We start from the raw sequence: 26,366 nt of genomic DNA on the forward strand, positions 1-26,366 counted from the left end.
GGGATCCACCCGTTCCCATCCCGAACACGGAAGTTAAGCCCTCCAGCGCCGATGGTACTTGGGGTTCACCCCTGGGAGAGTAGGTCGTTGCCAGGCAAAGATACAAGCCACCTCCAACGAGGTGGCTTTTTCATTGTTGTCTTTGTTATTTTTATTTCCTTCGATTCATCCTCCTTCTCCATCCTTTCCCATCGCCATCTGTTTTTGAGCGTATTTCATTCACTCCGTCGGGAATCCTCGCGGAAATCCTGAGGATGTTCCCCGATGTTCTCCTCAGATTTGCGGATTCATCCAAATGGGATACAAGTTATAGGGGCGGGAAATCGCTTCTCCAAAGTACAATTTTACCAGGCTTGGGGAATCTGGTTTGGAATCCGGCTTAAGGAAATTACAGATTTAATTTTTAATCGCGATTGAGCTGAGACAACTCAATTTAGCTGAAAATATTGGTCTCATTCAAAAATATTGGTTTTATTCAAGGGAGACGCTGTGAACTGCTTCTACTGATAAATTGCAGAATGGATCGCTTCGACGATACGATACCGACGTTCACTGCGACCAGGAGTCTTTGTTAGCGTTTAGGGTTCCGTGGTAGTGTAGTTGGGAAACGGTTAGCATTTTTCTACTAAAATGGAAGGATAAAAGAAAGAAAAGATCAAGAAGCATGTGCCGAGGATTGGCTGGGAGACAGCAGAGCATCACTTGTTTTCTACTTTGTTTTGGATCTTGTGTTTTCATATTTAATACGTAAATAGCTTCTGAGCAGTGCATTTAGAGGAATAAAAATAGCAAAAATGAAAATGACAATCCATCTTGGAGTAAGCATCAGATTTCCTCCTTTTTCATTTAGCCTGTTACGCAAATGACGAAAATATTCTAATAGGGTGATGAATAAGCATAGGGAGTAGGATGTTTGACAGGTTATAGAAAACGGGAGATGGTTTATCAGGGAAATCCGGTTAAGGAAAGGAATGCCTGAACAAGAACTGTGCCACCTCCCGACAGGAGATATCCTTCTTCTTGGAAAATGTTTATCTCTTTACGGTATATACAGTGGATCAGAAGTAAACAAAATTGCCAGGGTAGAGGTGCCCCACTGACCGACCGGATCTAAGGTTGACTTCAGCGGAGTTTCATGACTGTCATTTTCGCCTGAAGTGCGTTGAAGCAGGGGAGTTTGGTTGCTTTTCGATGCAGTCGCCTGCCGCTGGAATTGTTTGTGTCGGTAATCATCCACTCACAGACGGACAAAATTTTGTTGATGAAATCCCTGAAAAATGGAAGCAATGAATTTTATTCGCTAAGCTTTCTCCACACAAGAAGCGGCCCGGGCAACCGGAATTGGAGCAATACCATGCAAAACATCAACACATCCCTGACAGCAACCATAATGAATTTTCCTCAAAAAACAGGGCTATTGGTCATTGTTTATTGTTTAAATCATTGCCCTTTTGGAAATGATGTGAACAAAAGGGAAAGGCGGGCGATTGAGATGGAGAATAAGCAGCCCTATCACTGTATCATTTGTGACCAGGTTCGCGATGAAATGTTACCTTTATTGGATCAATATATCTGTACCCTCTGTGAAAGAGAGTTGGCGCGCAGTACCGTTGATGATCTGCGTTATGGCTACTATGTTTGGCGTTTAAGGGTATTTTGGAATCATCAGGGAAAAACATTATATGAAGCACCTTAACTTTTTACTGAGAGGTGAAGCCTCTGTTGCCGTCTGGCGAAAACAAGCGAATCCTCGCGAGAGAGGATGGGTAAAGGGCGATTCATTTGCCTGTCGCGGATATTTGTGCTGCGTGGTTTTGTTCCCTGCCCTTTCGAGCAGCGCAATTCAGATACCGGGACATCGGTTTCCTTCAAGAAGTTGCGATGATCATCACAGAGACGGATTTTTTCAAACCATATTTCCTGAAAACGGGGAGCGCTAAATCTCTCCAATTTGACTTGGTTTCATCTTGACAGAAAAGACAGGGGATTCTGTTCACCATCCGCTCACCTCATCCGTTATCCGGCTGTCGGACAATGTTCCAGGGGCCGGCTTTTTTATTTGGGTGGGTGGTTGCAAACCCAAGCGGACCACGGAAAATGATCCCTCTGTGACAGAAAGGATTTCTCTATTCTTCAAGAAGCTGCTTGCGGATTTGAGTGAGGGCGTACTTTAACTTTGCTTGCCCATTTGCCATGAATTGTTTTATATAAATAGGAAGGAGGTGGCGCGAAAGTGGATCAGATGAAGGCGCCGTTGTTTGATGCTTTGATAAGGCATATCAACCGTTCGACGGGCAATTTTCATGTTCCCGGTCATAAACAAGGTCAGGCATTTGATGATGCCGGAAAGAAATGGTTTGCATCCGTTTTGCAATTGGATTTAACAGAGGTGGGGGAACTGGATGACTTACACCATCCGCAAGGAGCGATTTTGGAAGCGCAGCAGTTGGCGTCTGCAGCATTCAGGGCAGAACATACTCTTTTTCTGGTGGGAGGAACCACCGCCGGCATTTTAGCGACCATTCTTCACCTCTGTCGTCCGGGAGAAGAGATTATTATTCAGCGCAATTGCCATCAATCTGTGTTTCACGGATGTATGATGGCCGGGGCAAAACAGCGCTATCTGCCATGCGAATTTGACCAAAACGGAATGGAGATCCCGATTTCCCCGGATACGGTTCAACAGATGATCCGTCAGTACCCACAGGCCAAAGGGGTGGTGATTACCAGTCCGTCCTATTTTGGAGTTGTCCAGAATGTGCGCGAAATCGCAGAGATTTGCCATGCACATCAAATTCCGCTGGTTGTCGATGAAGCACATGGAGCCCACTTTGGATTTCACCCGCGTCTCCCGCTGTCGGCCATCGACCAAGGAGCCGATGTTTCCATTCAGTCCACGCACAAATTGCTCACCTCCATGACGATGTCCTCAATGCTGCACGCTCAAGGAGAAAGAGTAAATATCGCGGATATCATGCGCTGGCTTCGCATGATCGAATCAAGCAGCCCTTCTTATCCGTTGATGGCTTCTCTTGACTTGGCCAGACGATGGATCGCCACGAAGGGAAAGGAAGAATTGGAACGTTTGTTAATTGCCCTGGATCATTTCCGGGGAAATATAAAAAACGGTTCTTTTATACATGAGGTTTCTGTTCTCAGCCCTCATGATCCGTTAAAATTGACTTTAGTTGCCGATCCAGGAGTGTCCGGCTATGCCATGGCCGATTGGTTAAATAAACAGGGAATTTATGCTGAGTTGGCTGACCACCGAAAAGTGTTGTTTGTTTTTTCGCCTGGAACAACAGAAAGCGAGCTGAGCAGGCTTGAGCAGGTTCTCAGGCGGCTGGACAGGGAAATTTCCCATTTTCCCAAGGAACCTTCTTTCAATTTACCGAGCTTCTCCATACATACCCAGGCGAAGGTGGAGTTCGATGAACTGAGGCGGAGAAAAAGGCGCTGGATTCCTTTGGCCAGTGCCGCGGGTGAGATTGTGACAGAAATGATCACTCCGTATCCGCCAGGGATTCCTCTTGTGTTACCTGGAGAGGAATTGCGTGAAGAGGTTCTTCACTTTTTGTGCGATGTGATCCGGCGTGGAGGAAACGTGCGCGGTATTCGTTCTTCCGACACACCGGCGGTGGAGGTGCTCCTTTAAATCTTGACGGCGAAGCGAGGAGGTGCGACAAGGATGGGGAAAGGTAGGTTTATTACGTTTGAAGGGCCGGAAGGGGCCGGAAAAACGACACAAATCCGACTGCTCGAGGATTATTTGCGGCTGAAGGGAAAAGAATGCATCACAGTGCGTGAGCCGGGTGGTACACCGATTGGAGACGGAATTCGTCAGATTTTATTGAGCACGGAATTTTCCGATATGAGGCCGCGAACCGAAATTCTGCTGTACGCTGCCTCCCGGGCCCAACTGGTGGATCAAGTGATTCGCCCCGCGCTGGAGCAAGGCAAGATTGTTTTATGCGACCGTTATGTTGATTCCAGCATTGCTTATCAGGGTTACGGGGCGCAGTGGGATCTTCAGGAGGTTATTCAGATTAACGAATGGGCAACCGGCGGCCTGAAACCTGATCGTACATATTTGCTTGATTTGCCCGTGGAAATGAGCCAGAGCCGGATGAAGAATCGCGGCGGAAAGAAGGATCGGATGGAATTGAAAGAGAAATTATTCCATGAACGGGTTCGTGAAGGGTTTCTCTCTTTGGCGCAAAGCGCCCCCGAACGTTATCGCAAGCTGGATGCATGCTTGAGCAAAGAAGAGATATTCGGGCAGCTGGCCGAAGACATCCTCAACTTGGTGAAAGATTGACGGGAGAATGATGCTGTCGGGACGAATTTCCAGCTCTTACTTAATGAGATGTTTGCTCAATTTTTACTGTGAATGATAGAATGGTATATGAGATTCTTTAACAGAATCCTGTGAGAATCAATGAACAAATTGACGGATAGATCAGATGATCCAAACGGGTTTATTTTGAATAAATTGGGAGGCGTGTATTCAAACAAAACCGGCAAAGCATCAATATTTCTTGGATGGAACAAAAAAGAGATCATCGCTTTTCGTCAGCGACAGGCTGATACGATGCAACCTCTGGCCGTACTCGGAAAATAGGTTGGGCGGTAGAGGAGGGACGCTGTAAGTGCTAAGAGTGATTGGAGTTCGCTTTCGACAAGCGGGTAAGATATATTTTTTTGACCCTGCCGATTTACAAGTGCAACGCGGGGACCATGTCATCGTGGAAACGGTGCGGGGAGTTGAATACGGCCATGTGGTGACGGGAATCCGTTTTGTCAAGGAGGATGAAGTGGTACTGCCCCTTAAAAAGGTATTACGGATTGCCACGGATGGAGATACTGAACAAATGGAAGAAAATCGCCAGGCAGCAAAAGCGGCCTTATCCATTTGTCATGAAAAAATCCAAACACATGGTTTAGAAATGAAGTTGGTTGATGCAGAATACACGTTTGACCGCAATAAAATCATCTTTTATTTCACCGCGGATGGACGTGTCGATTTCCGCGAATTGGTTCGCGACTTGGCTGCGGTTTTTCGGACCCGTATCGAGCTCAGGCAGATCGGGGTACGGGATGAAGCAAAAATGTTGGGCGGAATTGGCCCGTGCGGACGGATTCTTTGCTGTTCGTCTTTTTTGGGAGACTTTGAGCCTGTTTCGATTAAAATGGCAAAAGATCAGAATCTATCCCTGAATCCGGCTAAAATCTCCGGGCTTTGCGGCCGGTTAATGTGCTGTTTGAAATATGAAAACGACCTTTATGATGAAGCGAAGCAAATTTTGCCCGATCTCGGTGAGAATGTGTTGACGCCGAACGGAGATGGAAAAGTGGTTTTGCTGAACCTCTTGGAGCGGCGGGTGCAAGTGGAACTGTTTCAAACGGGGGCGTTGGTGGAACATTCTTTGGAAGAGATCAAACTGACAGAGTCTCCGCAGACGAGCGGAAGCTATAAATGACCGGAAACCACGAATATTAACCGCTTTTGGTGATAAACGAGGTGGGGGGGCTTGGACAAAGAAGCTATCTTTGAGCAGGTCGCTCGCGTTGAAGAGCGAATCGGTGAACTGTATAAGGAATTAGCCGGGCTGAAAGAACAGATTGTCGGACTAATCGAAGATAATACCCGATTAATGATGGAGAACCAACGGCTGAAAGAGCTGGAAGCCAGGTTCTCTTCACCTTCAGGCGAAACAGAAGAAAAGACGCTTCCACCAAAAGAAGAAGCCGCAGGTAAAGGGGTTCATCATCTCGCAGATTTATATGAAGAAGGGTTTCATATATGCAATGTTCATTATGGTCGGTTGCGCGGAGAGGGAGATTGCCTGTTTTGTATCGCCTTTCTCAATAAATCATCCAAGGAAGAATGACGCTGGCAAAGTGGTACCAATTCGAGTATGGTGTAACCACCAGACCCGTCCGGTGCCGGAAGCCGGCGTTTTTTCTTTGCCCAAATGGAGGAAGAAAATGGCCGATTCCTATTATGTTTACATACTGGAGTGTCGGGACGGTACATTATACACAGGGATGACTAATCATTTGGAGCGGCGGTTGCGAATGCATCGTCTCGGAAAAGGGGCCAAATATACACGCGCCCGCTTGCCGGTGGTTCTGCGGTATTATGAAGCGGGCACGAGCAAATCGTGGGCCCTGAAACGGGAGCATGAGATTAAAAAGATGTCACGGAAGGAAAAATGGAGATTAATCGCAGAAAGGGGAACCGAGCGATGCACGTGATCAAGAGTTTTGCCGAAGAAAAAAGAGGTATTCTCTATGTCGTCGGAACGCCGATCGGCAATTTGCAGGATATGAGTCCGAGAGCGTTGGAGATCCTGAGTGAAGTCGACCTGATTGCAGCTGAAGATACACGGCATACGCGAAAGTTGCTCCAGGTTTTTCAGTTTCATACGGAATTGATCAGTTACCATGAACATAATAAAAGAGAACGCGGAGCCCAACTGCTCAATCAGCTTTTGGAAGGGAAGAAAATAGCCCTGGTCAGCGATGCGGGGATGCCCGGAATTTCCGATCCGGGAGAAGAATTGGTTCGGGATGCCGTCCAACATCAGATTCCGGTGGTTCCGATCCCCGGCCCGAATGCCGCTCTGGCTGCGCTCGTTGCTTCAGGATTGCCGACCCAACCTTTTCTGTTCATCGGCTTTTTGCCGCGGTCAACTAAAGAGAGACGGGCGCAGTTGCAACGCTGGGCCAGGACCCCGGCCACCCTGCTGTTTTATGAATCTCCGCACCGGATCACCGAGATGCTGGCCGATCTTCGGCAAGTGATGGGCAACCGACGTTTGGCCATCTGCCGGGAATTGACCAAAAAGCATGAGGAATGGCTGCGCGGAGACATTGACCGCTGTTTGGATTACTTAAAGGAGCATGGAGCCCGCGGGGAATATACGATTGTCGTATCCGGAGATCTTCAGGAAGAAGAGGAATCTCAAGAGGAAGCATGGTGGGAATCACTTGCGATTGAAGACCATGTCGAGATTTATATAAAAAAGGGGATGTCAAAAAAAGAGGCGATCGCCCAAACGGCGAAAGATCGTTCCCTGCCCAAGCGAGAGGTTTATAATACCTATCACCGGAACTGAATTTGCCTGAAAGAAGGCATTTTGTCATCCAGGTATTATCCTCAGTCAATATAAAAAATATGACAGGAAAATTAACTTTCTATGTATAATAAAAGTATGTGTTTGGATGTCCAAAGTCGCGGCAGACAGGCTGGAAATAGACTAACGGAGGTGTAAGAGTTTGAGCAAACGACGAGGAGGGGGTATTTTAGGGTCATTGCAGCGCATCGGAAAATCATTGATGCTTCCGATCGCCGTGTTGCCGGCCGCGGGGATTTTGCTCCGCCTGGGCGCGTTATTGTCCGACCCGAAATACTTCGCCAAAGGAAGTATTATTTATTATGTAGGCGAAATTCTGACCCGTGGTGCGAGTGCGATTACGGACCATATGCCCGTCCTGTTTGCAGTTGGGGTGGCCATCGGATTGGCGGAAGAGGCGGGTGCCGCGGCACTGGCAGCTCTCGTTGGATATCTGGTGTTAAGCCAGGTGGTCGATCTGGGAAGCACCAAGACGATGAAACTGGATACCGGAGTTCTCGGTGGGATCATTTCCGGGGCCATCGCAGCAGTGCTTTATCGCCGGTACCACAAAATTAAACTGCCCGACTGGTTGCAGTTTTTTGGCGGAAAACGCTTTGTTCCGATCATTACCTCTTTTGTGATGGTATGGGTAGGTATTATTTTCTTATTCATTTGGCCGACTGTTCAAGACTGGATTAATAGTGCCGGAAACTGGTTGATCGGTGCGGGTGCCGTCGGAGTCTTTGTCTACGGGATTTTGAATCGTTTGCTGATTCCTTTTGGGCTTCACCATATTGTTAACACGATTGTCTGGTTTAATGTCGGATCGTATCACGGGGTTACGGGAGACATGAACCGGTTTTTGCATGGGGACCCGACTGCGGGAATCTTCATGGCCGGGATGTTCCCGATCATGATGTTTGCCTTGCCGGCTGCGTGTTTTGCCATGTTGCATGAAGCCCGGCCGTCCCAGCGCCAAAAAGTGTACGGTGTGCTGGTGAGCGCGGCTCTCACTGCCTTTTTGACCGGGGTTACCGAACCGATCGAGTTTTCGTTCATGTTTGTGGCGCCGATTTTATATGTGGTGCACGCCATTCTGACCGGGGTCTCCATGGCGGTTGTCGATCTGCTGGGAATCCGCCACGGTTTTACCTTCTCGGCAGGGGCGATTGACTATATTCTCAACTACAATCTGGCTACCAAGCCGTTGCTGTTGTTGGTCATCGGCGTGATTTATGCTGTGCTGTACTACGTCCTGTTCCGCTTCATGATCCGCATCTTTAACCTGAAGACACCCGGACGTGAAGATGAAGAGGATGAAACGGCAAATGCAGCGGAAGAAAAGGGGAAACGAGCCGGAGGAGGAGAGGATGAACTGGCGCGCCAGGTTCTCGAGGCCATCGGCGGAAAGGAAAATATCGAACATCTGGATGCTTGTATCACCCGCCTGCGCATGACTTTGAAGAATGAAGAAAAGCTGGATCGCGACCAATTGCGAAAATTGGGGGCTTCCGGTGTGATACAGGTGGGGCCGGGCAATTTTCAGGCTGTGTTTGGCACAAAATCTGAACTATTGAAGGAACGCATATTGGAAATAGCCAAACAGGAGAAGGCGGAGGAAGCGGAAAAACCCGAAAAGGAGTAAAAAAAGAAAGCGGTTGCCCGTGAACGAAGGGCAACCGCTTTACTCTGTGCCGGCATATCAAAATCTCCAAGGAAGGATGACTTCCTGCTTGCGTTTGCTGAAGCAGGCGTTTCGTAAATCTCCGCCTGATAAAACGGCAATATGGTTGACACAATATTTTCAAAGTTCTTCCTCGCCACTTCCCATGCAGGTAATATGTATCCTCATTAAGTGCGTAAGTGTTGCGGATGATGCTGGGAATAACGTGTTTCATCTATAGGAAAAAAGGCGGATGCATGAGATAATGGTAAATGAAGATTTTGGCAGATTTAACTTTATTCTACCGTCACTTTTTCACCGTGGATCAGTTGGTACATTTCTTCAATGCATTTTTTGCTCACGACTTTGTTCTTGTAGCGGATCGTTTCATCCACTTCGCCGGTGAAGATGCAAGCCGGTTCATATTTTTTCAGAACAATGCGTTCTCCGTCTACATAGATTTCCAGAGCATCTTTTTCACCAATTCCCAACGTTCGGCGTAATTCGATTGGAATGACAACGCGGCCGAGTTCGTCAACTTTGCGAACAATACCAGTAGATTTCAACATATCCGGAATCCCCTCTCAGTTTTGATTTTGGTTTTGGGTTTTGTTTTTATCTTTAAATTGACGTCAAATTTCGACATCGACGTCAAACTCATCATACCAACCATTCCCATAACAGTCAATATAATTAGAGGATTTTTATAGAAAATTCCTTAATCATGTAAAAGAATAGTTATTTCTTAGTCAAAAAAAGTTTATTTTATCAGCATGAAACATTTAATATATAAATATTATTTTTATCTTAAGTTTATTCTGTGTCGGTTCCGGGCTTAAATGAGACTGTTTTTCCAAAAATACCTTTCCTTTCTTTATCATAATCTGAAAAAATAGGGTAAGAAAACTCGGGATTATTAGATGGCAGATTCTTGACAATGAAGGACCAAAGGAGGAAAAGACATGCTGCCCGTATCGGAGGAGTTAAAATGGAAACTGAAAAAATTAAATGATTCCCTGCGTGAAATCTATCCGTCGACTGCGTTCGACAAAGAGAAAATCCGCGCCCGCCTGCGTGAAGTTGGATCATTTTACCGGATTGAAAAATGGGAAGACGGAGAAATGCGGGATTGGCTACAGGGGAGATCCGTGATCGGAGTCGATGGTTCCGTCAACTCCACCCGCGGCTCGCAAACCCGGACTTTATCTGTATTTCAAGCGTTGGCAAAAGGAACGCTGGGCGAAGAAAAGTGGGCTGCAGATGTATACACCCCGCTGCTTGAAGAGGAGGAAGAAGAGGGACAAGCTGCCCGGGAGGCCCGAAAACGGGGAGCGATTTTATCGGCGCTGGAAATGAGGGTGGCTGGTGAGGCGATGCGGGAGTGGGAAGCGCGGGTGGTGATCATGGACGGGTCACTTCTGCATTTTTATATCGATGATGCGGAAGAGTGGGAGAAATTGGCCAGGATCGCCGAGGATCGGGGAATTCTGATCGTGGGCGCGGCCGAAGAAATCAGCACGCGCCGGCTGGTCAAGGAACTGTTTCCGGAATTTCCCGCCTGGTCTGATCGCGATTTGCTCTATGGCGTGTTAAATGTGGGAGAAGCGTTTGAATGGGAGGAGTGGAGTCCGGCCGGAAGCGGAATGTGGAAAATGGCCTTTCGCTCGTCGAAAAGTCCCCAGCCGATTGGTTTGGACGGGCTGATGTCCCAACGGGAAGAGCGGCTGGCTCTGGCGCGGTTGATTTACAGCCTGACGCCGGAACAGGGCCGGGGCATTCCTTTTTGGCTGGATATTGTCGATAACCAGGTGCGGGTGACCAACCCTTTGGTCGAGACGATGGTTGAGAAGTATATCGACGCTGATCTGCGTCATCGCCTGCTGGCCGTAAAGCGGAGTGAACGCATGATTTGACGGGACAAAATACGCGATGGAAAGGGAGAGATGAGAATGCAGGTCGTTGGGGTCACAACACAGCAGGAAGTATATATCGTGTCGCGGGAGCGTAAATTTCGCATCAATGAGATTTTGGTTATTGAAGACAATGCCCTGAATAATCCGCGGGGGGAAGTGGTGGAAACTTTATCCTACAACCGCTTGATCCCGATGGGTCTGGACAAGTCCCTGGTGGATGCCCAGGTGATCCGTTCCCTGGAACAAATCGGATATGATATCGAATCCGATGAAATCAATCTGGCCAAATTGCGCTTATATGAAGAGGCGCCGCATCCCGTTCGCACCGGCTGTTCCGTCCGTTTGCCGGAATTTGCCGAAGTGCGCGATCTGCTGGTGAAGACAACGCCGTCAGAGGGGATGCTGCTCGGTGAAATTCGCGGAACCGAATCGATGTCGGAAACGATTACCCCCGATTTGCGAAACCGGGTGATGATCATGGAACAAGGAGCGCTCAGGGAGCAGCGGGGCGTTCCCTTTATCTTTGATATCAAAACGATGCAGCAATATCCCCATGTCGGCATTTTTGGCGGTTCGGGGTCGGGGAAGTCGTTCGGCTTGCGCGTGATGCTGGAGGAACTCATGAAATTGCGCATCCCGACACTGGTTTTTGATCCGCATTTTGAGATGGATTTTCGTGACCGCGTTCCGGGAGTGGAAGGAGGGGACGATTTTACCGATCGCTTTATCGCCGTGCAAATCGGGCAAGAAGTGGGTATTTCCTTTTCCGATCTGTCGACGCGCGATGTGACCGAACTTTTGGGCGCTGCCGGTAGCCAACTGTCTGACGCGATGGTGAATGTGATCCAGATGCTCCATCGGAAGCGTGATTCCTTTGCTTCCTTCAGTGACCGCATCAATAATCTGGTGCAGGCGTTGGAGGAGGGAAAACAGGGGCTGGAACGGCAGTTGAACAATGCGGATTTAACTCCGACCGATGTGCAGCGCATCCACGACTTGAAGCAGCTGTTGGCGCAGTATGGAACATTGCCGCTCTCCTCTGTCAAAGGGGTCCATTGGCGTTTGCAGCGGCTTGACAGGGCGGGATTGTTCCAACAGGATATCCGGGCGATCGAACGAGGCCTCGAACAGGGGAAATTGGTGGTGATTCAGGGGAGCACATGGGTTTTGCAAGTGTTTGCCACCTATGTGATCGGCTCCTTGTACCGGAAGCGCCGCGAATATAAAGATGCCCGCATGAACGGGGAGGAAGCGAAATTTTTTCCGCCGTTTATCGTCGTGACGGATGAAGCGCACAATTTTGCTCCCAAGGCGCTCGAATCTCCGGCGAAAGCGATCTTGAAAGAGATTGCCCAAGAGGGAAGAAAATACGGAGTGTTTCTCTTTCTCGCCACGCAGCGACCAACGCTTTTGGATGAGACGATTACTGCGCAGTTGAATACCAAATTTGTTTTCCGCACTGTGCGGGGAACCGATATTGCCACGTTGCGGGAAGAAACGGATTTGACGCCGGAAGAAGGGAAACGGCTTCCCTATCTGCGCTCCGGAGATACGTTTGTTTCCTCGGCCGTGTTTGGACGTACGATCTTTATTCGCATCCGCTGCGCTTATACACAAAGCCCGCATTTGTCCAATCCTTTTGATGAACTCAAGCAATTTGCCGAGAAACAGGATGATCAATTGCTGGGCGTCCTGGCCGGGTTGCTCCCTCTTTTTGATACCGATCTGGTCGGAGCGGTTGCCCAGATCAATCGTGCCTGCGGGTTAAGCTGGGATGTGCATCGCCTGAAACAGGAACTGGAACGTTTAACCCTTGAGGGAAAGCTGTCAAAGCATGAAACTCCGTTCGCCGTGCGCTATGATAAGAGATAGGGAGGTTTATCCGGTTTTTTCGCTGGAAAAGCTATGGAGAGAAGCAGCTTGGCAGAGGCGCCGCTTTTACTTTTCAACCGTTTTTGACTATTGTATAATAGGAAAAAGATCTTGATCCGTAATCAATGGAAAGAATCAAAGTCTGTGAAGGGGAAGAGTAGTCGGTGGACGCTATCTCCAGAGAGCTGGGACAGGTGGAAGCCAGCATAGCGGAAGCGGATGAACATGGCCCCTGAGACTTCTTCCTGAAATGGAGGTTCTCCGGACTAGGGAAGAACGTGTGCCGACGTTAAAAGGCGTCTGAGGGCATCTGCCGACAAAGCAGGTGCTGAACTTGGGTGGTACCGCGTGCACAGATCTCGCCCCAATGACGGGCGGGATTTTTTATTTTAAAAACGGGAAAGGAGTATGTGGGAATGAGTGAAGCCAAGAAGACCTTTTATCTGACGACACCGATTTATTATCCCAACAGCAAACTTCACATTGGTCATACCTATACGACGGTGGCCGGAGATGCGATGGCGCGTTACAAACGTTTGCGCGGGTACGATGTGATGTACTTGACCGGGACAGATGAGCACGGGCAAAAGATTCAAAAATCGGCCCAGGAGGCAGGGAAGACCCCGCAGGAGTTTTTGGATGAAAACGTGAATGAAATTCAAAGATTGTGGCAGAAGCTGGACATTTCCTACGATGATTTTATCCGCACGACACAGGAACGCCACAAAAAAGTGGTGCAAAAGATCTTTAAAAAATTGCTTGACCAAGGTGATATTTACCTGGGTGAATACGAAGGATGGTATTGTGTTCATGAGGAATCCTTCTTCACTGACCGCCAGGTGAAAGATGGCAAGTGCCCCGATTGCAATCGTCCCATCCAGAAAATCAGGGAGAAAAGTTATTTCTTCCGGATGGGCAAATACGTGGATCGCTTACTGCAACATTATGAGGCCAATCCGGACTTCATTGAACCGGAATCCCGCAAAAATGAAATGATCCAGAACTTTCTCAAGCCGGGGCTTGAAGATTTGAGCATTTCCCGAACCACTTTCGATTGGGGAATTCCGGTGCCGGACGACCCGGAGCACGTTGTTTATGTCTGGTTGGACGCCCTGACCAACTATATTACCGCAGTGGGCTATCTGTCCGACGATCCCGCGCTCGCTGCCCGTTTTGAAAAGTATTGGCCGGCCGACGTTCATCTGGTTGGCAAGGACATCGTTCGCTTCCATACGATTTATTGGCCGATTTTCCTGATGGCTCTCGGATTGCCGCTGCCGAAAAAGGTTTTTGCCCATGGGTTCTTCATGGTCGGGGGAGAAAAAATGTCAAAGTCAAAAGGAAATGTCGTTGACCCCGTTCCGCTCATCGACCGATACGGATTGGATCCGATCCGCTATTATCTGTTGCGTGAAGTCCCGTTTGGCGCAGACGGAATCTTTACGGCCGAGGCGTTTGTCGAGCGGGTGAACGCCGATTTGGCCAATGATCTGGGAAATTTGCTGCATCGGACCCTGACCATGGTGGAGAAATACTTCGGCGGAGTGGTACCAAAGCAGGTTGAAGGAGCCACTGAGCATGATCGGCCGCTGATCGACTTCGCAAGAAAAACGGTGGAGAAAGTGGAGGAAGCGATGGAAAACCTCCGGTTCTCTGTTGCACTGACTTCCATCTGGGAACTGGTTCGCTTCGGCAACCGTTATATTGAGCAAACCCAGCCGTGGAACCTGGCCAAAGATGAAGAGAAGAAGCATGTTCTCGGTTCGGTTCTCTACCACTTGCTTGAGGTGCTGAGAATGGTCGGCATTTTGATTCAGCCTTTTATGACAAGGGCACCCAAACAAATTTGGCAGCAGCTGGGGATAGAGGAAGGCCCGCTGACCGAATGGGATACGCTCAAGCAGTTTGGAGTGCTGCCGGCTGGTACGAAAACGCAGAAAGGAAAACCGATTTTTCCCCGACTCGATGTTAAAACAGAAGTGGAGGAGATTAAAAACATGATCAGCAAATCAACCCTCAAACCGGATGAAAAAACGGAAGCAGAGAAAACAATAAAAGAGAAGGATGAAGCGGCAGGGCTGATCTCGATCGACGAGTTTGCCAAAGTTGAACTGCGTGTTGCCGAGGTGATCCAGGCTGAGCCGGTGAAAAATGCGGATCGCCTGCTGAAACTGCAATTGTGCCTGGGGTCGGAAAAGCGCCAGGTGGTGTCTGGGATCGCCAAACATTATAAGCCGGAGGATTTGATCGGCAAAAAAGTGATTTGCGTGGTCAACCTGAAACCGGTCAAATTGCGTGGGGAGTTGTCCGAAGGGATGATTCTGGCCGCTTCTGATCAGGACCGGCTGGTTTTGGCGACGGTTTCCGGTGACATTCCCAACGGAACCAAAGTGAAATAACCCAAGCATGATTTGAGAAGGGAGCGGGCCCTCCTGACCGATTGTTCCGGGAGGTTGGGAGGCGCCATGTCCCGATTCTCCACACACTTCGGGCCACTACCCCGGCACGCGGTGATTTTTATGCCAGAAGTTGAAGTGAATCGGTTCCTTGAAATGGATGCAAGGAACTTCTTTTGCCTGTTCCGCTTTCAGAAACCAAGGGGAAAAAACGGTCTGTCCATTACAAAAACGGCCAGACAGTGAATTTGGTATGGAACCTGGTTCGAAATTTTTTCATACAGGAGGTTTTTTGATGGCGGATCCGAAAAGCTCATCGAAAAAATGGGTGACCGCATTGGAGTGGTTTGTGGCCATTGCCGTGGCGGTGTTGATTGCCTTTGGCATTCGCGGGTATTTGTTTGCCCCGTATGAAGTAAACGGTCAATCCATGGAACCGACACTGAAAGGCGATGAGCTGCTGATTGTAAATAAATGGATTTATCGTGTCGATATGCCCGATTATGGAGATATTATCGTCTTTCATACCAATGAAGGCCGCGATTTTATCAAACGGGTCATCGGTTTGCCGGGAGACCAGATCGATATTAAAAACGGAAAGGTATACCGAAACAAAAAACCGCTTGACGAACCTTATATCAACGGGGCGATGAATGATGCGATCGGAAGTTACAAGCATTTGATCGTTCCGGCTCACCATTTGTTCGTCATGGGAGACAACCGCAACAACAGCCTTGACAGCCGCATGATCGGCCCGGTTGACATCAGCGCGGTAGTGGGCCGGGCTGATGTGGTTGTATTGCCGGTGAACCGCATCCATTTACTGTCTCTGGCGACCCATCGATAGAGGAGGATTCAGCCGTGATGTTGTTTGACACCCATGCCCATCTGAACGATCCCAAATTCGACGGGGACCGGGCGGAAGTGATCAGGCGGGCGCGTGAGGAATATGGCGTGCAAACGATTTTAAATGTCGGATACAACAAGGAAACCATTGCGACATCCCTGAAATTGGCCGAGGAATATGAGTTCATCTATTCCGCTGTCGGCTGGCATCCCCATGATGCCAAAGATTGCACCGATGCCGATTTGGAATGGATTCGCTCACTGACCACCCATCCCAAAGTGGTTGCACTGGGGGAAATGGGGCTTGATTATTATTGGGACAACTCCCCCCGCGATGTGCAGGCGCAGGTGTTTCGCCGGCAGATCGCTCTGGCGAAGGAGACAGGGCTTCCCATCATCATTCATGACCGGGATGCCCATGAGGACGTTGTGCGCATACTAAAGGAAGAACATGCCGAAGAAGTGGGAGGAGTCATGCATTGTTTCGGCGGCGACCTTCGCATCATGGAGGAAGTGTTGAAACTGAACTTCATGATCGGGTTGGGCGGTCCTGTCACCTTCAAGAATGCAAAAGAACCGAAAGAGGTGGCCAAAGAGGTTCCGCTTGATCGTCTGCTCATCGAGACGGATTGCCCCTATCTGGCGCCGCATCCCTATCGCGGCAAACGGAATGAAACGGGATACGTCCGGCTCGTGGCCGAGAAGATTGCCGAATTGCGCGGGATGAGCCCGGAAGAACTGGCCGAGGCCACCCGGGCCAATGCGATTCGTCTGTTTAAACTTGAAAAAGTGCTGAACGCTTGACGAAGCGAAACAAAAGGGAGCCTGGGTCCAGTGCTCCCTTCTTTCAAAGTTCAGTTTGAAATACAGTCCTGGAAAGAGGTAGCTTATTTTGTCACGTCCGAAGTTGAAAGAAGTTATTGTCGTAGAAGGAAAAAACGATACATTGGCGATCAGGCGCGCCGTCGAAGCCGATACAATTGAAACGCGGGGCTCGGCGCTGGGAGAAGAGGTGCTTGCCGAGATAAAACGGGCGCAGGCAAAGCGGGGAGTGATCGTGTTTACCGACCCTGACTATGCCGGAGAACGGATCCGGCGCATCATTTCGGAAAATGTGGCCGGGGTGAAACACGCCTTTTTGCCGCAAAGCGAAGCCGCAGGGAAGGGTAAAATCGGCATTGAACACGCCGGGGCGGAGGCGATTGCCAAGGCGCTCCAGTCCGTTCGCGCCGAATGGGACGGGGAGGAGCCAGAGCCGCCGCTCACCTGGGAAGAATATTATGAATTGGGTTTTGCCGGCGGGAGCGATTCGCGCAAACGCAGAGAACGGATCGCAGAGCGTTTGGGGATTGGTTACGGGAATGCCAAGCAATTTTACCGTCGTCTGCAAGTGCTGTGCATTTCGCGTGAAGAACTGCTGCAAGCCATGGCAGCAGAGGAGGAAGGATGGAAGGGATGACGCAAAAACCGATTTCTGTACGGACGAGGGATATTCTTAACCAATATGGAATCATACTAAAAAAGAGCTTGGGCCAAAATTTCCTCACTGATTCCCATGTCCTGGACAAGATCATTCGCGCAGCGGATTTAACCCCCGATTCGGGAGTGATTGAGATCGGGCCTGGGATCGGCGCTCTGACCGAACGCATTGCCGATCAAGCGAAAAAAGTGGTTGCTGTTGAAATTGACGGCCGGTTGGTTCCGGTTTTGAAGGATTTGTTTCAAACCCGGCCGCAGGTGGAAATAGTTCATGGAGATGCTTTGACCGTCGATCTTCATGCTCTGGTGGATGAATATTTTCAGGAAGTGAATTCCCTTCATGTGGTCGCCAATCTTCCCTATTATGTCACATCCCCGATTGTGATCAGGCTGCTCACGGAGAGACTGCCGCTCAAAAATATCGTCATCATGATCCAGAAGGAAGTGGCCGACCGCATGACTGCGAAGCCGGGAACGAAGGATTACAGTTCGCTGAGCGTACTGGTGCAGTATTTTGCTGAAGCAAAAGAAGTGGCCCGCGTTCCAAGTCATGTTTTCGTTCCCCGTCCACAGGTGGATTCCGCAGTGGCGTGTTTAACCATCCGCGATCAACCTGCGGTCGAAGTTGGAAATCAGTCACTCTTTTTCAAAATCGTGCGAGCAGCTTTTGCTCAGCGGCGCAAAACTCTGTTGAATTCGCTTCATGCCAATCTCCTCACCAGCCTGGACAAAGCGGAAGTGGAGAGGTTGCTTCGTGAGGCGGATATTGATCCGAAACGACGCGGAGAAACATTAGACCTGGCGGAATATGCACGATTAACCGAAGTAATAGATGCAAAAGCGGATACGAACCTCAGACTCGACGTGTAGGATCAAACCATCCTAAATCGTTGGGGGTTTTTCCGTGAACTTTTATCATCCTCGTAAGGGCCGACGCAGTCTTGATCACATGATTGCGGAGATTAAGGAATATATTCAGGAAGACCCGAAGGCCAGCTATAAGATGGTGATCGGCACCGACTCGCAAACGCGCGAGCGGGAGACCATCTACGTCACGGCCGTAATTGTGCAGCGCATCGGCAAAGGTGCCACTTTCTACTATGCGAAGATTCGCCATAACGCGATGCGTGATCTCCGTTACCGCATTTATCGCGAGACGGAATACAGTTTGAAAGTGGTGGAACTGCTGAAGGAAAAAGGGTTCTTTGGTTTTTCCGTCAACATTCCGATGGAGATCCACTTGGATGTGGGGCAGCAGGGGGAGACGAGAAAACTGATTCAGGAAGTGGTCGGTTGGGTCACGTCTGTCGGCTATACGGCCAAGATCAAGCCGGAATCTTTTGCGGCCAGTGCCGTGGCTGACCGTTTTACCAAGTGAGTCTTATTTTATGGCAAAAAATTATGCAGAATCCCATTGACAAGAAGTTTGTCCCCCTGCTATAATACTTCGTTTGACTTTGCACCTCGCTTGTAGTATAATCTTCTATAAGTGAGGTGGTCGACCAATGGGCAAAAACGCGTTAACCGAAATCAAGTGTACTCTTGAGGGATACATCGGACAAAAAATCCGCTTAAAAGCAAACAGCGGACGCCGTAAGACCGTTGAACGGACCGGGATTCTCGAAGAGACTTACCCCTCCGTGTTCGTTGTCAAGTTGGATGAAGACCATTCTTTCAACCGAGTTTCTTACAGCTATGCAGATATACTGACAGAATCAGTGGAACTCACTGTTTTTAATAACAATAACGAACAAATTCCCGTGAAATACGTGAAAACATCTCAATAATGGAACACATTTCGGTGTGTTCTTTTTTTCACGATGCGAAAGCGCTTACATAAAAATGCGTTGAATTTGTCATACTAGGGATGCCCTGTGACTTGTTCTTGAATCCGAAAAGGAGGGGATCACTTGGCACGTCGGCGTGGTGGAGTGATGTCAGAAGCCTTTAAGTATGAGTTGGCCAAAGACCTCGGCTTTTACGATGTGGTTCAGCGTGAAGGCTGGGGTGGAATCAGAACCCGCGATGCGGGAAACATGGTGAAACGGGCGATTCAGATCGCCGAAGAACATTTGGCTGCGAGAGATTCAGGAAAGTAAACAGGGTAAGAAGCCCAAAGGGATATTTCCCTTGGGCTTTTCTTGTCTGGATGGTTACACCCGATTTCTTTTCATACTTCTGGCGAACCGATCGTGATAAAATAAGGAAAGTCTGGTCAACCGCTCTTGTTAAACAACGGAGAAATCATCAGTTGGTGCACTGGGGGGAAGAGAATTGCTCGTTTCAGTCAAAGCACCGGCCAAAATAAATCTGACACTGGATGCCCTTTATAAACGGCAGGATGGATACCATGAACTGGAAATGGTGATGACGACAGTCGATCTGTTTGACAGAATCGATTTGTTTGAAAAGGAAAGCTCGTCCATCACACTGGAATCCAGTTCGGGACTCGTGCCGCAGGATGAACGGAATCTCGCTTATCGCGCCGCCGTTCTTCTGAGAGAGAAAATCGGGATCAAGCGCGGGATACATATCCGAATTGATAAACATATTCCGGTAGCAGCGGGACTCGCCGGGGGAAGCAGCGATGCGGCGGCAACCCTGCGCGGGCTGAACCGGTTATGGGGGCTGGGTTTGAGCGATGAAGAACTGGCAGCCATCGGAGCGGAAATCGGTTCGGACGTTCCTTTTTGCGTTTATTCAGGCACTGCAATCGCCAGAGGACGGGGAGAGATCCTCACCCCGTTGCCTCCGCCGCCGCCCTGCTGGGTCGTGCTGGCCAAGCCGGGGCACGGCGTTTCCACGGCGGATGTATTCGGACGTCTGAAAGTGGATGAAATCGCGGAGCACCCGGAAACAGAACAAATGGCAGAGGCGCTGAGAAAACGAGATTACGATCACATGGTTCGTCTGTTGGGGAATGTGTTGGAGCCGGTGACGATGGAAATGCATGAGGATGTGGGCAAGATCAAGAAGAAGATGAAAGAGTTCGGAGCCGATGGCGTGTTAATGTCCGGCAGCGGACCCACGGTTTTTGCCCTGATAAGGCAAGAATCGCGGGCGAGACGGATTGTAAACAGCCTTCGGGGATTTTGCTGGCAAGTCTATTGCGTGCGCATGCTGGGAGTACGCACGGAAAGTGTGCTTGATGGAATCCGAACAAAATGATATATTTCGGTCAGGAATATTAGGACTTCGGAGGTATGGAATGGATAAGTGGAAACGGAGCGCGAGACTGGTTGACATGACCCGCCAATTACTGGTCCAGCCATACCGTTTAATTCCGCTTACGACTTTTGCTGAGCGATACCATGCGGCCAAATCTTCGATCAGTGAGGATTTGGACATCATTGATGAAGTGTTGAAAGCAGAAGGAAATGGCGAATTAGAGACGGTGGCCGGTGCGGCAGGCGGCGTGAGATATATTCCGGATATCGGCCGGGATCAGGCTCTTCACGTGATTCAAGGATTGTGCGAGCGGCTGAGCAATCCCGAACGAATTTTGCCGGGAGGGTTTTTATACCTTTCCGACCTGTTGGGAGACACAACCTTGGTCAACGAGATGGGCCGCATTTTCGCCTCGGTATTCGGCGGCAAAAAAATCGATGCCGTTTTAACCGTCGAAACCAAAGGAATCCCCATCGCTTATGCGACAGCGGCTTACCTTCGCGCCCCCGTGGTGATAGCGCGCTATGACTATCGGGTGACGGAAGGATCGGTTGTGACGGTCAACACAGTGTCGGGTTCAGGCAAACGGATGAGGCAGCTGTCTCTGTCAAAGCGGAGCTTGTCCGAGCGTTCACGCGTGCTCATTGTCGATGATTTCATGAAGGCGGGTGGCACGGTGCGGGGGATGTTCGATCTTCTGAACGAGTTTAACGCAGAGGTCGTCGGTGTCGGAGTGATGCTGGAAGCCCCGGCCAGGGAACGGTTGGTCGACGCTTATGCCTCATTGGTCCAAGTCAGGGAACTGGATGTGAAGGAACGGAGAGTACAAGTCGATTTGGGAAATATTTTTAACAGGGAGAGATGGGCATGATCAAACAAGTGCAAACGGAAAAAGCGCCGCAGGCAATCGGTCCTTACTCACAGGCGGTTGAACTGGGAGAGTTGATTTTCACGTCCGGGCAGATCCCGCTCACGCCCGAGGGGGAACTAGCCGGATCCGATATTGCGACACAAACGCACCAGGTTCTTAAAAATATTGGAGCTGTGCTGGAAGCAGCCGGAAGTGATTACAACCATGTCATTAAAACGACGATTTTCATAAAAGACATGAATCAGTTCCAGCAAATCAATGAGATTTACGCCCAATATTTTTCCGGGCATAAGCCGGCTCGCTCCTGCGTAGAAGTTGCCCGTTTGCCCAAAGATGTCCTGATTGAGATGGAGGTCATTGCCAAGAAGAAATAGATTGGAAAACAAGAGAAATTTACTAATACTGTCTATTTATGGGAGGAATTGGTCCCGTCGCCTCGAATAGGTAATTTAGAAATGATTAGTCATCATAGGAAACAGGTGGTGGGATCAGATGGAAATTACTGATGTGCGTTTACGCAGAGTCAACCGTGAAGGTCGAATGCGTGCGATTGCTTCGATTACGATTGACAGCGAGTTTGTGGTGCATGATATTCGAGTGATCGATGGCAATAACGGGATGTTCGTTGCCATGCCGAGCAAACGGACTCCGGATGGCGAATTTCGCGATATTGCCCATCCGATTTCTCCGGTCAGCCGGGAGAAGATCGAGGCGGCTGTTCTGGAAGAGTATCGCAAGGCCGGCGAACTCGAAGCGGCAGAACAGATGAATATCAACGCGCAAAAAGCTTTGTGATGGTTGGAAAATGATAAATCAGGAAGAGGAACCCGTGCCCCGGGTTCTTTTTTGTTGCGAAAGTTTAAAGACCGGTTTGGTTGCAATCCTACATATGATGCGATATATTCAGGGAGGAAGTTTCGAGAAACGGGGGCGCTTTGTTCATGCAACATGTTTATGCGGTGATATTGGCAGCTGGAAAAGGGACGCGGATGAAATCACGAAAACACAAAGTCCTTCATCCCGTTTGCGGAAAACCGATGATCGACCATATTCTAGATACTTTGGATGAACTTGAGACGGAAAAAACCATTCTTGTCGTCGGGCACCAGGCGGAAGCGGTTAAAGAACATCTGGGTGACCGGGTTTTATTTGCCGATCAGAAGGAGCAGCTGGGAACGGCCCACGCAGTCATGCAAGCAAGGCCTCTTTTGCAAAATGAAGAGGGAATCACCTTGGTGATCAACGGTGACCATCCTCTCTTTACCGCGGAAACATTCAGGAAGCTGGTGGAAAACCATCGTGCTTCAGGTGCGGCAGCGACCGTGCTGACGGCGGTCATGGAGAACCCGACCGGTTATGGACGGATCGTGCGCCGGGAGGACGGCCAAGTCGACCGCATTGTCGAGCAAAAAGACGCGTCGGAAGAAGAACGGGCCATTAAGGAAATTAATACCGGAACTTATTGTTTTGATAATCAAAAATTATTTTCTGCACTTTCTCTCGTTAATAATAATAATGCTCAAGGCGAATATTACCTGCCGGATGTCGTAGCCATTTTGCGTGAGCAGGGGCAGCCGATCCGCGCAGAAATTCTTGATGATCCGGATGAAGCGATGGGTGTGAATGACCGCGTTCAGATGGCCGAAGCGGCGAAACAGATGCGTGAGCGCATTTTGCGCAAAGCGATGAGAAGCGGTGTGACAATCATTGACCCGGCAAGTACGTATATTGAAGCAGATGTGGAGATCGGACCGGATACCGTGATTGAACCGGGAACGTTTTTGCGGGGCAAAACGGTCATTGGTGAAGGTTGCCACATTGGGCCGCAAGCCGATTTGTCCGATGTGGTGGTGGCGGACGGAGCCCGGATTCGCTATGCCGTGATTGAAGGCAGCAAAATCCGGGAGCAGGCCAAAGTCGGGCCTTACGCTTATCTTCGTCCCGGAACGGATCTGGGTGCCAACACCAAAGTGGGCTGTTTTGTCGATCTGAAGAAAGCCAATATCGGAAACGGTACAAAAATCTCTCACCTCGCCTATGTAGGAGATGCAGATGTGGGAGAGAATGTAAATGTCAGTTGCGGTGTGATCACGGTCAATTATGATGGACTGAATAAACACAAAACGGTGATTGAGGACGGGGCGTTCGTCGGCTGCAATGTTAACCTGGTGGCTCCGGTTAAGGTGGAAGAAGGGGCGTATGTGGCCGCCGGTTCAACCATTACGGACAATGTGCCGAAAGATGCCCTGGCGATTGCGCGTGAGCGGCAAACCAACAAACCGGGTTACGCGCAAAAATTAAAAGAAAAACGCTCAGCCAAATGAAATGAAATTGGAGGAACTTCAGCTTATGTCGACAGGTAATTCTCGCTTGCAGGTATTCAGTTGCAATTCCAATCCCGCTTTGTCAAAGGCGATTTGCGATCATATCGGGATCCCGCTCGGTGATGCCCATGTCGGCAAATTCAGCGATGGGGAAATTCATGTCAAACTGAATGAGAGTGTGCGCGGCTCCGATGTGTATGTGATCCAATCCACCTGTGATCCTGTCAACCAGCACCTGATGGAACTATTGGTCATGGTTGATGCGCTGCGCCGAGCTTCCGCGGGAACGATTAATGTGGTGATTCCCTATTACGGCTATGCCCGCCAGGATCGCAAAACCCGTGCGCGCGATCCGATCACGGCCAAACTGGTGGCCAATCTGATCGAAACAGCCGGAGCCGACCGCGTGATTACAATGGATTTGCACGCAACACAGATTCAGGGCTTTTTTGATATCCCAGTGGATAACCTGATGGGTGTGCCGATCCTCGGAGACTATTTCAAAAGCAAGGGCTTAACCGATGTCGTTGTTGTCTCCCCCGACCACGGTGGTGTGATTCGGGCTCGTCGTTTGGCTGAGCGTTTGGAAGCGCCGATTGCGATCATCGATAAGCGCCGGCCCGAACCCAACGTGGCTGAAGTGATGAACATTGTCGGAGATGTAAAAGGAAAAACAGCCATCATTATTGATGACATCATTGATACCGCCGGAACGATCACGCTGGCCGTCAACGCCTTGATGGAGCATGGCGCCAAGGAAGTTTACACTTGCTGTACCCATCCGGTCTTCTCCGGTCCGGCCATTGACCGAATCCGTGATTCCAATCTCAAAGAGATGGTGGTAACCGATACGATTCCGCTGTCGGAAAACAAGCAATTGGACAAGGTTAAGGTCTTGTCTGTTGCTGCTTTGCTGGGGGAGGCCATTTTGCGCGTTCATAATGAGCAATCGGTCAGCAAGCTGTTTGACTGAGAAAACGGACATGATGCCAAACCAAATCGGGATGAAAACCGGCAAACTCGGGTGGGGAGTGGTGCCCCTTTCACCGACCATCGATGTGGGGAGGTTAAGGGGACATCACGATCCAACCTGTAACACACCTGTACTTTTGCAAAACAGAGAAAGCGCTTTCCTTTTTTTGAGATTTGTTCCGGTGTTTGCGGGAGATGGAACTTTTTTTGCCGGTTGACGGCAGCTGAAGTTTAGGAAGCCGATGATCCGGGTATACCCTTACTCAAGAAAGGGGATGTTTGGTTATGTCAGTTGCCATTACAGCAGAGAAGCGGGAAAGAACAACGCAGGGATATATAAACCGGTTGCGCCGGGAAGGCAGAATACCCGCAGTCCTGTATGGGAAGGATTTTTCCCCCGAGTTGATTCACGTGGCGGAAAGCGAGGTTCGCAAACTCGGGGCAAGAGGCTTTGCTGATCTGCGTTTGGAAGGAAAAGCTTATCGTGTAATGGTTCGAGACATCCAGAGAGACCCGGTTAAAGATCGCCTGCTGCATATCGATTTCTTCAAAGTGGAGAAAAACCGGCCGATTGATGCAGAAGTTCCCCTCGTTCTCACAGGGGAAGCTCCGGGAGCGAAAGCGGGAGGCATCGTTGAACAACATCTGCGCACGGTCGAAGTCCGCACCCTGCCCGACCGGTTGCCGCAGGAATTGACACTGGACATCAGCGGCTTGGAAATGGGGGATAGCTTATCGCTGAATCATCTGCATCTCCCCGAGGGGGTTGAGCTCCTGGCAGACCCGGAAGCCGTTGTTGTCAGCATCGTGCCTCCTCAGGCAGGAGAAGTTTCGCAGGAGGCGGAAGAAGAAAACGAAAAAGAAAACGAGTGATCCCCGACGCGCAACTTTCCCGGTTGCGCTTTTTTTATATCCTCTCGCTTTTTTTGCACCTGTTTAACGGGATATTTTGAATTTGATGTGATCCGTTGTAAAATTGGCAACAGAAAAAGCTGTTTACATTTACAATAATCTGCAAAGGGGAAGCCTTTTTAATTTGCGGCTGATCTGAGAAAATAAAAAAATGGAGTAAAAACCGTCCCTCATCCTTCCAATGGGTTGAGGCTTGCCAGACTTGAGGAGGAACAGCATGAAATTGATTGCAGGGTTGGGGAATCCGGGCATCAAGTATGCCAGGACCCGTCATAATATCGGCTTTTGGGTGATTGACGAACTGAGCCGGCGATGGGGAATTCCCGTCACAAAAGAAAAGTGGAATGCGGAAGTGGGAGAAGGGGTGATCCGGGGGGAAAAGGTGATCCTCATGAAGCCCTTGACTTATATGAATTTATCCGGTGAAGCCGTCCGTCCGGCAATGGACTGGCTGAAGGCGGATCTGGAAGATTTATGCGTCATTTACGACGACCTGGACCTGCCGCCTGGACAAATTCGGTTGCGACTGAAAGGAAGCGCCGGCGGACATAACGGGATGAAATCAATTATCGCTCATCTGGGCAGCGATCAGTTCAAGCGGATCAAGATCGGCATCGGCAGGCCGGAAAGCCCGGTTCCTATACCGGATTATGTGCTGGGCACATTTTCTTCCGCCGAATTGGAGGAGATATCCGATGCAGTCGTGCGCTCGGCAGATGCCGTAGAACGTTGGCTCAGTTCCACTTTTCTCGAAGCGATGAATATTTACAATATGCGAAAACAGTCCTGAACATCATTGTCTCCCGGCGCTGCACCAGGTATATTCTGT

At 49.6% G+C, this 26,366-nt stretch carries 27 protein-coding genes, 1 rRNA gene and 1 other annotated feature; of the genes, 27 read left to right on the forward strand and 1 reads right to left on the reverse strand.

The genetic code is table 11. The annotated features are described in order from the left end of the window. The 9 genes from rrf to nagE form a co-directional block, all read left to right on the forward strand. Window positions 1-96: ribosomal RNA gene (rrf, locus tag I8U18_RS10850) — 5S ribosomal RNA — on the forward strand; the annotation flags it as partial. 1,396 nt (window positions 97-1,492) lie between these two features. Then, window positions 1,493-1,696, forward strand: coding sequence for a sigma factor G inhibitor Gin (locus I8U18_RS10855; RefSeq protein WP_198059213.1), 204 nt, complete (start codon window positions 1,493-1,495; stop codon window positions 1,694-1,696). Window positions 1,697-2,242: 546 nt separating this feature from the next. Continuing rightward, window positions 2,243-3,655 carry an aminotransferase class I/II-fold pyridoxal phosphate-dependent enzyme gene (locus tag I8U18_RS10860; RefSeq protein WP_232330966.1) on the forward strand — a complete coding sequence of 471 codons (1,413 nt, stop codon included), beginning with the start codon at window positions 2,243-2,245 and terminating at the stop codon, window positions 3,653-3,655. Window positions 3,656-3,688: 33 nt separating this feature from the next. Beyond that, window positions 3,689-4,318 carry a dTMP kinase gene (gene tmk, locus I8U18_RS10865; RefSeq protein ID WP_033100716.1) on the forward strand — a complete coding sequence of 210 codons (630 nt, stop codon included), beginning with the start codon at window positions 3,689-3,691 and terminating at the stop codon, window positions 4,316-4,318. Between the two features lie 331 nt (window positions 4,319-4,649). Then, the gene (locus I8U18_RS10870; protein ID WP_033100714.1) at window positions 4,650-5,480 is read left to right on the forward strand and encodes a PSP1 domain-containing protein; all 831 of its coding nucleotides are present in this window, start codon (window positions 4,650-4,652) and stop codon (window positions 5,478-5,480) included. A 51-nt stretch (window positions 5,481-5,531) separates the two neighbouring features. Then, window positions 5,532-5,891, forward strand: a complete 360-nt coding sequence (locus tag I8U18_RS10875; RefSeq protein WP_033100713.1) for an initiation-control protein YabA — start codon at window positions 5,532-5,534, stop codon at window positions 5,889-5,891. 97 nt (window positions 5,892-5,988) lie between these two features. Further along, window positions 5,989-6,258 (forward strand): GIY-YIG nuclease family protein, encoded by a 270-nt coding sequence (locus I8U18_RS10880; RefSeq protein ID WP_033100712.1) that lies wholly within the window; start codon window positions 5,989-5,991, stop codon window positions 6,256-6,258. Further along, the gene (gene rsmI, locus I8U18_RS10885) at window positions 6,249-7,121 is read left to right on the forward strand and encodes a 16S rRNA (cytidine(1402)-2'-O)-methyltransferase (RefSeq protein WP_033100711.1); all 873 of its coding nucleotides are present in this window, start codon (window positions 6,249-6,251) and stop codon (window positions 7,119-7,121) included. The genes I8U18_RS10880 and rsmI overlap by 10 nt, the downstream gene beginning before the upstream one ends. 184 nt (window positions 7,122-7,305) lie before the next feature. Next, window positions 7,306-8,766 carry an N-acetylglucosamine-specific PTS transporter subunit IIBC gene (nagE, locus tag I8U18_RS10890; protein ID WP_198056028.1) on the forward strand — a complete coding sequence of 487 codons (1,461 nt, stop codon included), beginning with the start codon at window positions 7,306-7,308 and terminating at the stop codon, window positions 8,764-8,766. A 314-nt stretch (window positions 8,767-9,080) separates the two neighbouring features. Here nagE and I8U18_RS10895 read toward each other — a convergent pair whose 3' ends face one another. Continuing rightward, entirely contained in the window at window positions 9,081-9,353 is a 273-nt protein-coding gene (locus tag I8U18_RS10895) for an AbrB/MazE/SpoVT family DNA-binding domain-containing protein (protein ID WP_033100710.1), read from the reverse strand. 393 nt (window positions 9,354-9,746) lie between these two features. Between I8U18_RS10895 and I8U18_RS10900 the strand changes: the two genes are divergently transcribed. The 18 genes from I8U18_RS10900 to pth all read left to right on the forward strand — a co-directional run bounded on the left by I8U18_RS10900 (window position 9,747) and on the right by pth (window position 26,327). Beyond that, window positions 9,747-10,697: a DNA double-strand break repair nuclease NurA gene (locus I8U18_RS10900; RefSeq protein WP_033100709.1), complete on the forward strand. Its 951-nt coding sequence runs from the start codon at window positions 9,747-9,749 to the stop codon at window positions 10,695-10,697. A 36-nt stretch (window positions 10,698-10,733) separates the two neighbouring features. Next, window positions 10,734-12,569 (forward strand): ATP-binding protein, encoded by a 1,836-nt coding sequence (locus I8U18_RS10905; protein WP_198064759.1) that lies wholly within the window; start codon window positions 10,734-10,736, stop codon window positions 12,567-12,569. Window positions 12,570-12,704: 135 nt separating this feature from the next. Next, window positions 12,705-12,939, forward strand: a binding site (T-box leader). Between the two features lie 46 nt (window positions 12,940-12,985). Next, on the forward strand, window positions 12,986-14,968 hold the full coding sequence (gene metG, locus I8U18_RS10910; RefSeq protein ID WP_033100707.1) for a methionine--tRNA ligase: 1,983 nt from the start codon (window positions 12,986-12,988) through the stop codon (window positions 14,966-14,968). A 292-nt stretch (window positions 14,969-15,260) separates the two neighbouring features. Continuing rightward, window positions 15,261-15,812, forward strand: a complete 552-nt coding sequence (gene lepB, locus I8U18_RS10915; RefSeq protein ID WP_033100736.1) for a signal peptidase I — start codon at window positions 15,261-15,263, stop codon at window positions 15,810-15,812. Window positions 15,813-15,829: 17 nt separating this feature from the next. Continuing rightward, entirely contained in the window at window positions 15,830-16,615 is a 786-nt protein-coding gene (locus I8U18_RS10920) for a TatD family hydrolase (protein ID WP_033100735.1), read from the forward strand. A gap of 88 nt (window positions 16,616-16,703) precedes the next feature. After that, a complete protein-coding gene (gene rnmV, locus I8U18_RS10925) occupies window positions 16,704-17,270 on the forward strand; it encodes a ribonuclease M5 (protein WP_232330957.1) in 567 nt (188 codons plus the stop codon). Continuing rightward, the gene (rsmA, locus tag I8U18_RS10930; protein WP_370589222.1) at window positions 17,258-18,160 is read left to right on the forward strand and encodes a 16S rRNA (adenine(1518)-N(6)/adenine(1519)-N(6))-dimethyltransferase RsmA; all 903 of its coding nucleotides are present in this window, start codon (window positions 17,258-17,260) and stop codon (window positions 18,158-18,160) included. The genes rnmV and rsmA overlap by 13 nt, the downstream gene beginning before the upstream one ends. A gap of 34 nt (window positions 18,161-18,194) precedes the next feature. Continuing rightward, complete coding sequence (locus tag I8U18_RS10935) at window positions 18,195-18,668, forward strand: ribonuclease H-like YkuK family protein (RefSeq protein ID WP_033100705.1); 474 nt, start codon at window positions 18,195-18,197, stop codon at window positions 18,666-18,668. A gap of 127 nt (window positions 18,669-18,795) precedes the next feature. Further along, window positions 18,796-19,077 (forward strand): Veg family protein, encoded by a 282-nt coding sequence (locus tag I8U18_RS10940; protein WP_033100704.1) that lies wholly within the window; start codon window positions 18,796-18,798, stop codon window positions 19,075-19,077. Window positions 19,078-19,224: 147 nt separating this feature from the next. Continuing rightward, window positions 19,225-19,389, forward strand: a complete 165-nt coding sequence (locus I8U18_RS10945; protein WP_370589224.1) for a small, acid-soluble spore protein, alpha/beta type — start codon at window positions 19,225-19,227, stop codon at window positions 19,387-19,389. 175 nt (window positions 19,390-19,564) lie between these two features. Then, a complete protein-coding gene (gene ispE, locus I8U18_RS10950; protein ID WP_198064760.1) occupies window positions 19,565-20,458 on the forward strand; it encodes a 4-(cytidine 5'-diphospho)-2-C-methyl-D-erythritol kinase in 894 nt (297 codons plus the stop codon). A 40-nt stretch (window positions 20,459-20,498) separates the two neighbouring features. After that, window positions 20,499-21,329 (forward strand): pur operon repressor, encoded by an 831-nt coding sequence (purR, locus tag I8U18_RS10955; RefSeq protein ID WP_033100701.1) that lies wholly within the window; start codon window positions 20,499-20,501, stop codon window positions 21,327-21,329. Further along, on the forward strand, window positions 21,329-21,703 hold the full coding sequence (locus tag I8U18_RS10960; protein WP_033100733.1) for a RidA family protein: 375 nt from the start codon (window positions 21,329-21,331) through the stop codon (window positions 21,701-21,703). Before purR ends, I8U18_RS10960 begins: the two co-directional genes overlap by 1 nt. A 118-nt stretch (window positions 21,704-21,821) precedes the next feature. Further along, complete coding sequence (gene spoVG, locus I8U18_RS10965) at window positions 21,822-22,124, forward strand: septation regulator SpoVG (protein ID WP_033100700.1); 303 nt, start codon at window positions 21,822-21,824, stop codon at window positions 22,122-22,124. Between the two features lie 146 nt (window positions 22,125-22,270). After that, the gene (glmU, locus tag I8U18_RS10970) at window positions 22,271-23,653 is read left to right on the forward strand and encodes a bifunctional UDP-N-acetylglucosamine diphosphorylase/glucosamine-1-phosphate N-acetyltransferase GlmU (protein ID WP_033100699.1); all 1,383 of its coding nucleotides are present in this window, start codon (window positions 22,271-22,273) and stop codon (window positions 23,651-23,653) included. 25 nt (window positions 23,654-23,678) lie between these two features. Next, on the forward strand, window positions 23,679-24,626 hold the full coding sequence (locus tag I8U18_RS10975) for a ribose-phosphate diphosphokinase (RefSeq protein WP_033100698.1): 948 nt from the start codon (window positions 23,679-23,681) through the stop codon (window positions 24,624-24,626). A 284-nt stretch (window positions 24,627-24,910) separates the two neighbouring features. Continuing rightward, the gene (locus I8U18_RS10980; protein WP_052154127.1) at window positions 24,911-25,498 is read left to right on the forward strand and encodes a 50S ribosomal protein L25; all 588 of its coding nucleotides are present in this window, start codon (window positions 24,911-24,913) and stop codon (window positions 25,496-25,498) included. A gap of 256 nt (window positions 25,499-25,754) precedes the next feature. Continuing rightward, window positions 25,755-26,327: an aminoacyl-tRNA hydrolase gene (pth, locus tag I8U18_RS10985; protein ID WP_033100697.1), complete on the forward strand. Its 573-nt coding sequence runs from the start codon at window positions 25,755-25,757 to the stop codon at window positions 26,325-26,327. Window positions 26,328-26,366: the final 39 nt, after the last annotated feature.

The organism is Thermoactinomyces sp. CICC 10522 (genome assembly GCF_016055075.1).
GTDB lineage: Bacteria > Bacillota > Bacilli > Thermoactinomycetales > Thermoactinomycetaceae > Thermoactinomyces_A > Thermoactinomyces_A daqus.

What these genes read in the sequence shown, in the direction of transcription:
- I8U18_RS10855 (WP_198059213.1), top strand. Translation starts at nt 1,493, where the DNA reads ATGGAGAATAAGCAGCCCTATCACTGTATCATTTGTGACCAGGTTCGC.
- I8U18_RS10860 (WP_232330966.1), top strand. Translation starts at nt 2,243, where the DNA reads ATGAAGGCGCCGTTGTTTGATGCTTTGATAAGGCATATCAACCGTTCG.
- tmk (WP_033100716.1), top strand. Translation starts at nt 3,689, where the DNA reads ATGGGGAAAGGTAGGTTTATTACGTTTGAAGGGCCGGAAGGGGCCGGA.
- I8U18_RS10880 (WP_033100712.1), top strand. Translation starts at nt 5,989, where the DNA reads ATGGCCGATTCCTATTATGTTTACATACTGGAGTGTCGGGACGGTACA.
- rsmI (WP_033100711.1), top strand. Translation starts at nt 6,249, where the DNA reads ATGCACGTGATCAAGAGTTTTGCCGAAGAAAAAAGAGGTATTCTCTAT.
- I8U18_RS10895 (WP_033100710.1), bottom strand. Translation starts at nt 9,353, where the DNA reads ATGTTGAAATCTACTGGTATTGTTCGCAAAGTTGACGAACTCGGCCGC.
- I8U18_RS10900 (WP_033100709.1), top strand. Translation starts at nt 9,747, where the DNA reads ATGCTGCCCGTATCGGAGGAGTTAAAATGGAAACTGAAAAAATTAAAT.
- I8U18_RS10905 (WP_198064759.1), top strand. Translation starts at nt 10,734, where the DNA reads ATGCAGGTCGTTGGGGTCACAACACAGCAGGAAGTATATATCGTGTCG.
- metG (WP_033100707.1), top strand. Translation starts at nt 12,986, where the DNA reads ATGAGTGAAGCCAAGAAGACCTTTTATCTGACGACACCGATTTATTAT.
- lepB (WP_033100736.1), top strand. Translation starts at nt 15,261, where the DNA reads ATGGCGGATCCGAAAAGCTCATCGAAAAAATGGGTGACCGCATTGGAG.
- I8U18_RS10920 (WP_033100735.1), top strand. Translation starts at nt 15,830, where the DNA reads ATGTTGTTTGACACCCATGCCCATCTGAACGATCCCAAATTCGACGGG.
- rsmA (WP_370589222.1), top strand. Translation starts at nt 17,258, where the DNA reads ATGGAAGGGATGACGCAAAAACCGATTTCTGTACGGACGAGGGATATT.
- I8U18_RS10940 (WP_033100704.1), top strand. Translation starts at nt 18,796, where the DNA reads ATGGGCAAAAACGCGTTAACCGAAATCAAGTGTACTCTTGAGGGATAC.
- I8U18_RS10945 (WP_370589224.1), top strand. Translation starts at nt 19,225, where the DNA reads ATGTCAGAAGCCTTTAAGTATGAGTTGGCCAAAGACCTCGGCTTTTAC.
- purR (WP_033100701.1), top strand. Translation starts at nt 20,499, where the DNA reads ATGGATAAGTGGAAACGGAGCGCGAGACTGGTTGACATGACCCGCCAA.
- spoVG (WP_033100700.1), top strand. Translation starts at nt 21,822, where the DNA reads ATGGAAATTACTGATGTGCGTTTACGCAGAGTCAACCGTGAAGGTCGA.
- glmU (WP_033100699.1), top strand. Translation starts at nt 22,271, where the DNA reads ATGCAACATGTTTATGCGGTGATATTGGCAGCTGGAAAAGGGACGCGG.
- I8U18_RS10975 (WP_033100698.1), top strand. Translation starts at nt 23,679, where the DNA reads ATGTCGACAGGTAATTCTCGCTTGCAGGTATTCAGTTGCAATTCCAAT.
- I8U18_RS10980 (WP_052154127.1), top strand. Translation starts at nt 24,911, where the DNA reads ATGTCAGTTGCCATTACAGCAGAGAAGCGGGAAAGAACAACGCAGGGA.
- pth (WP_033100697.1), top strand. Translation starts at nt 25,755, where the DNA reads ATGAAATTGATTGCAGGGTTGGGGAATCCGGGCATCAAGTATGCCAGG.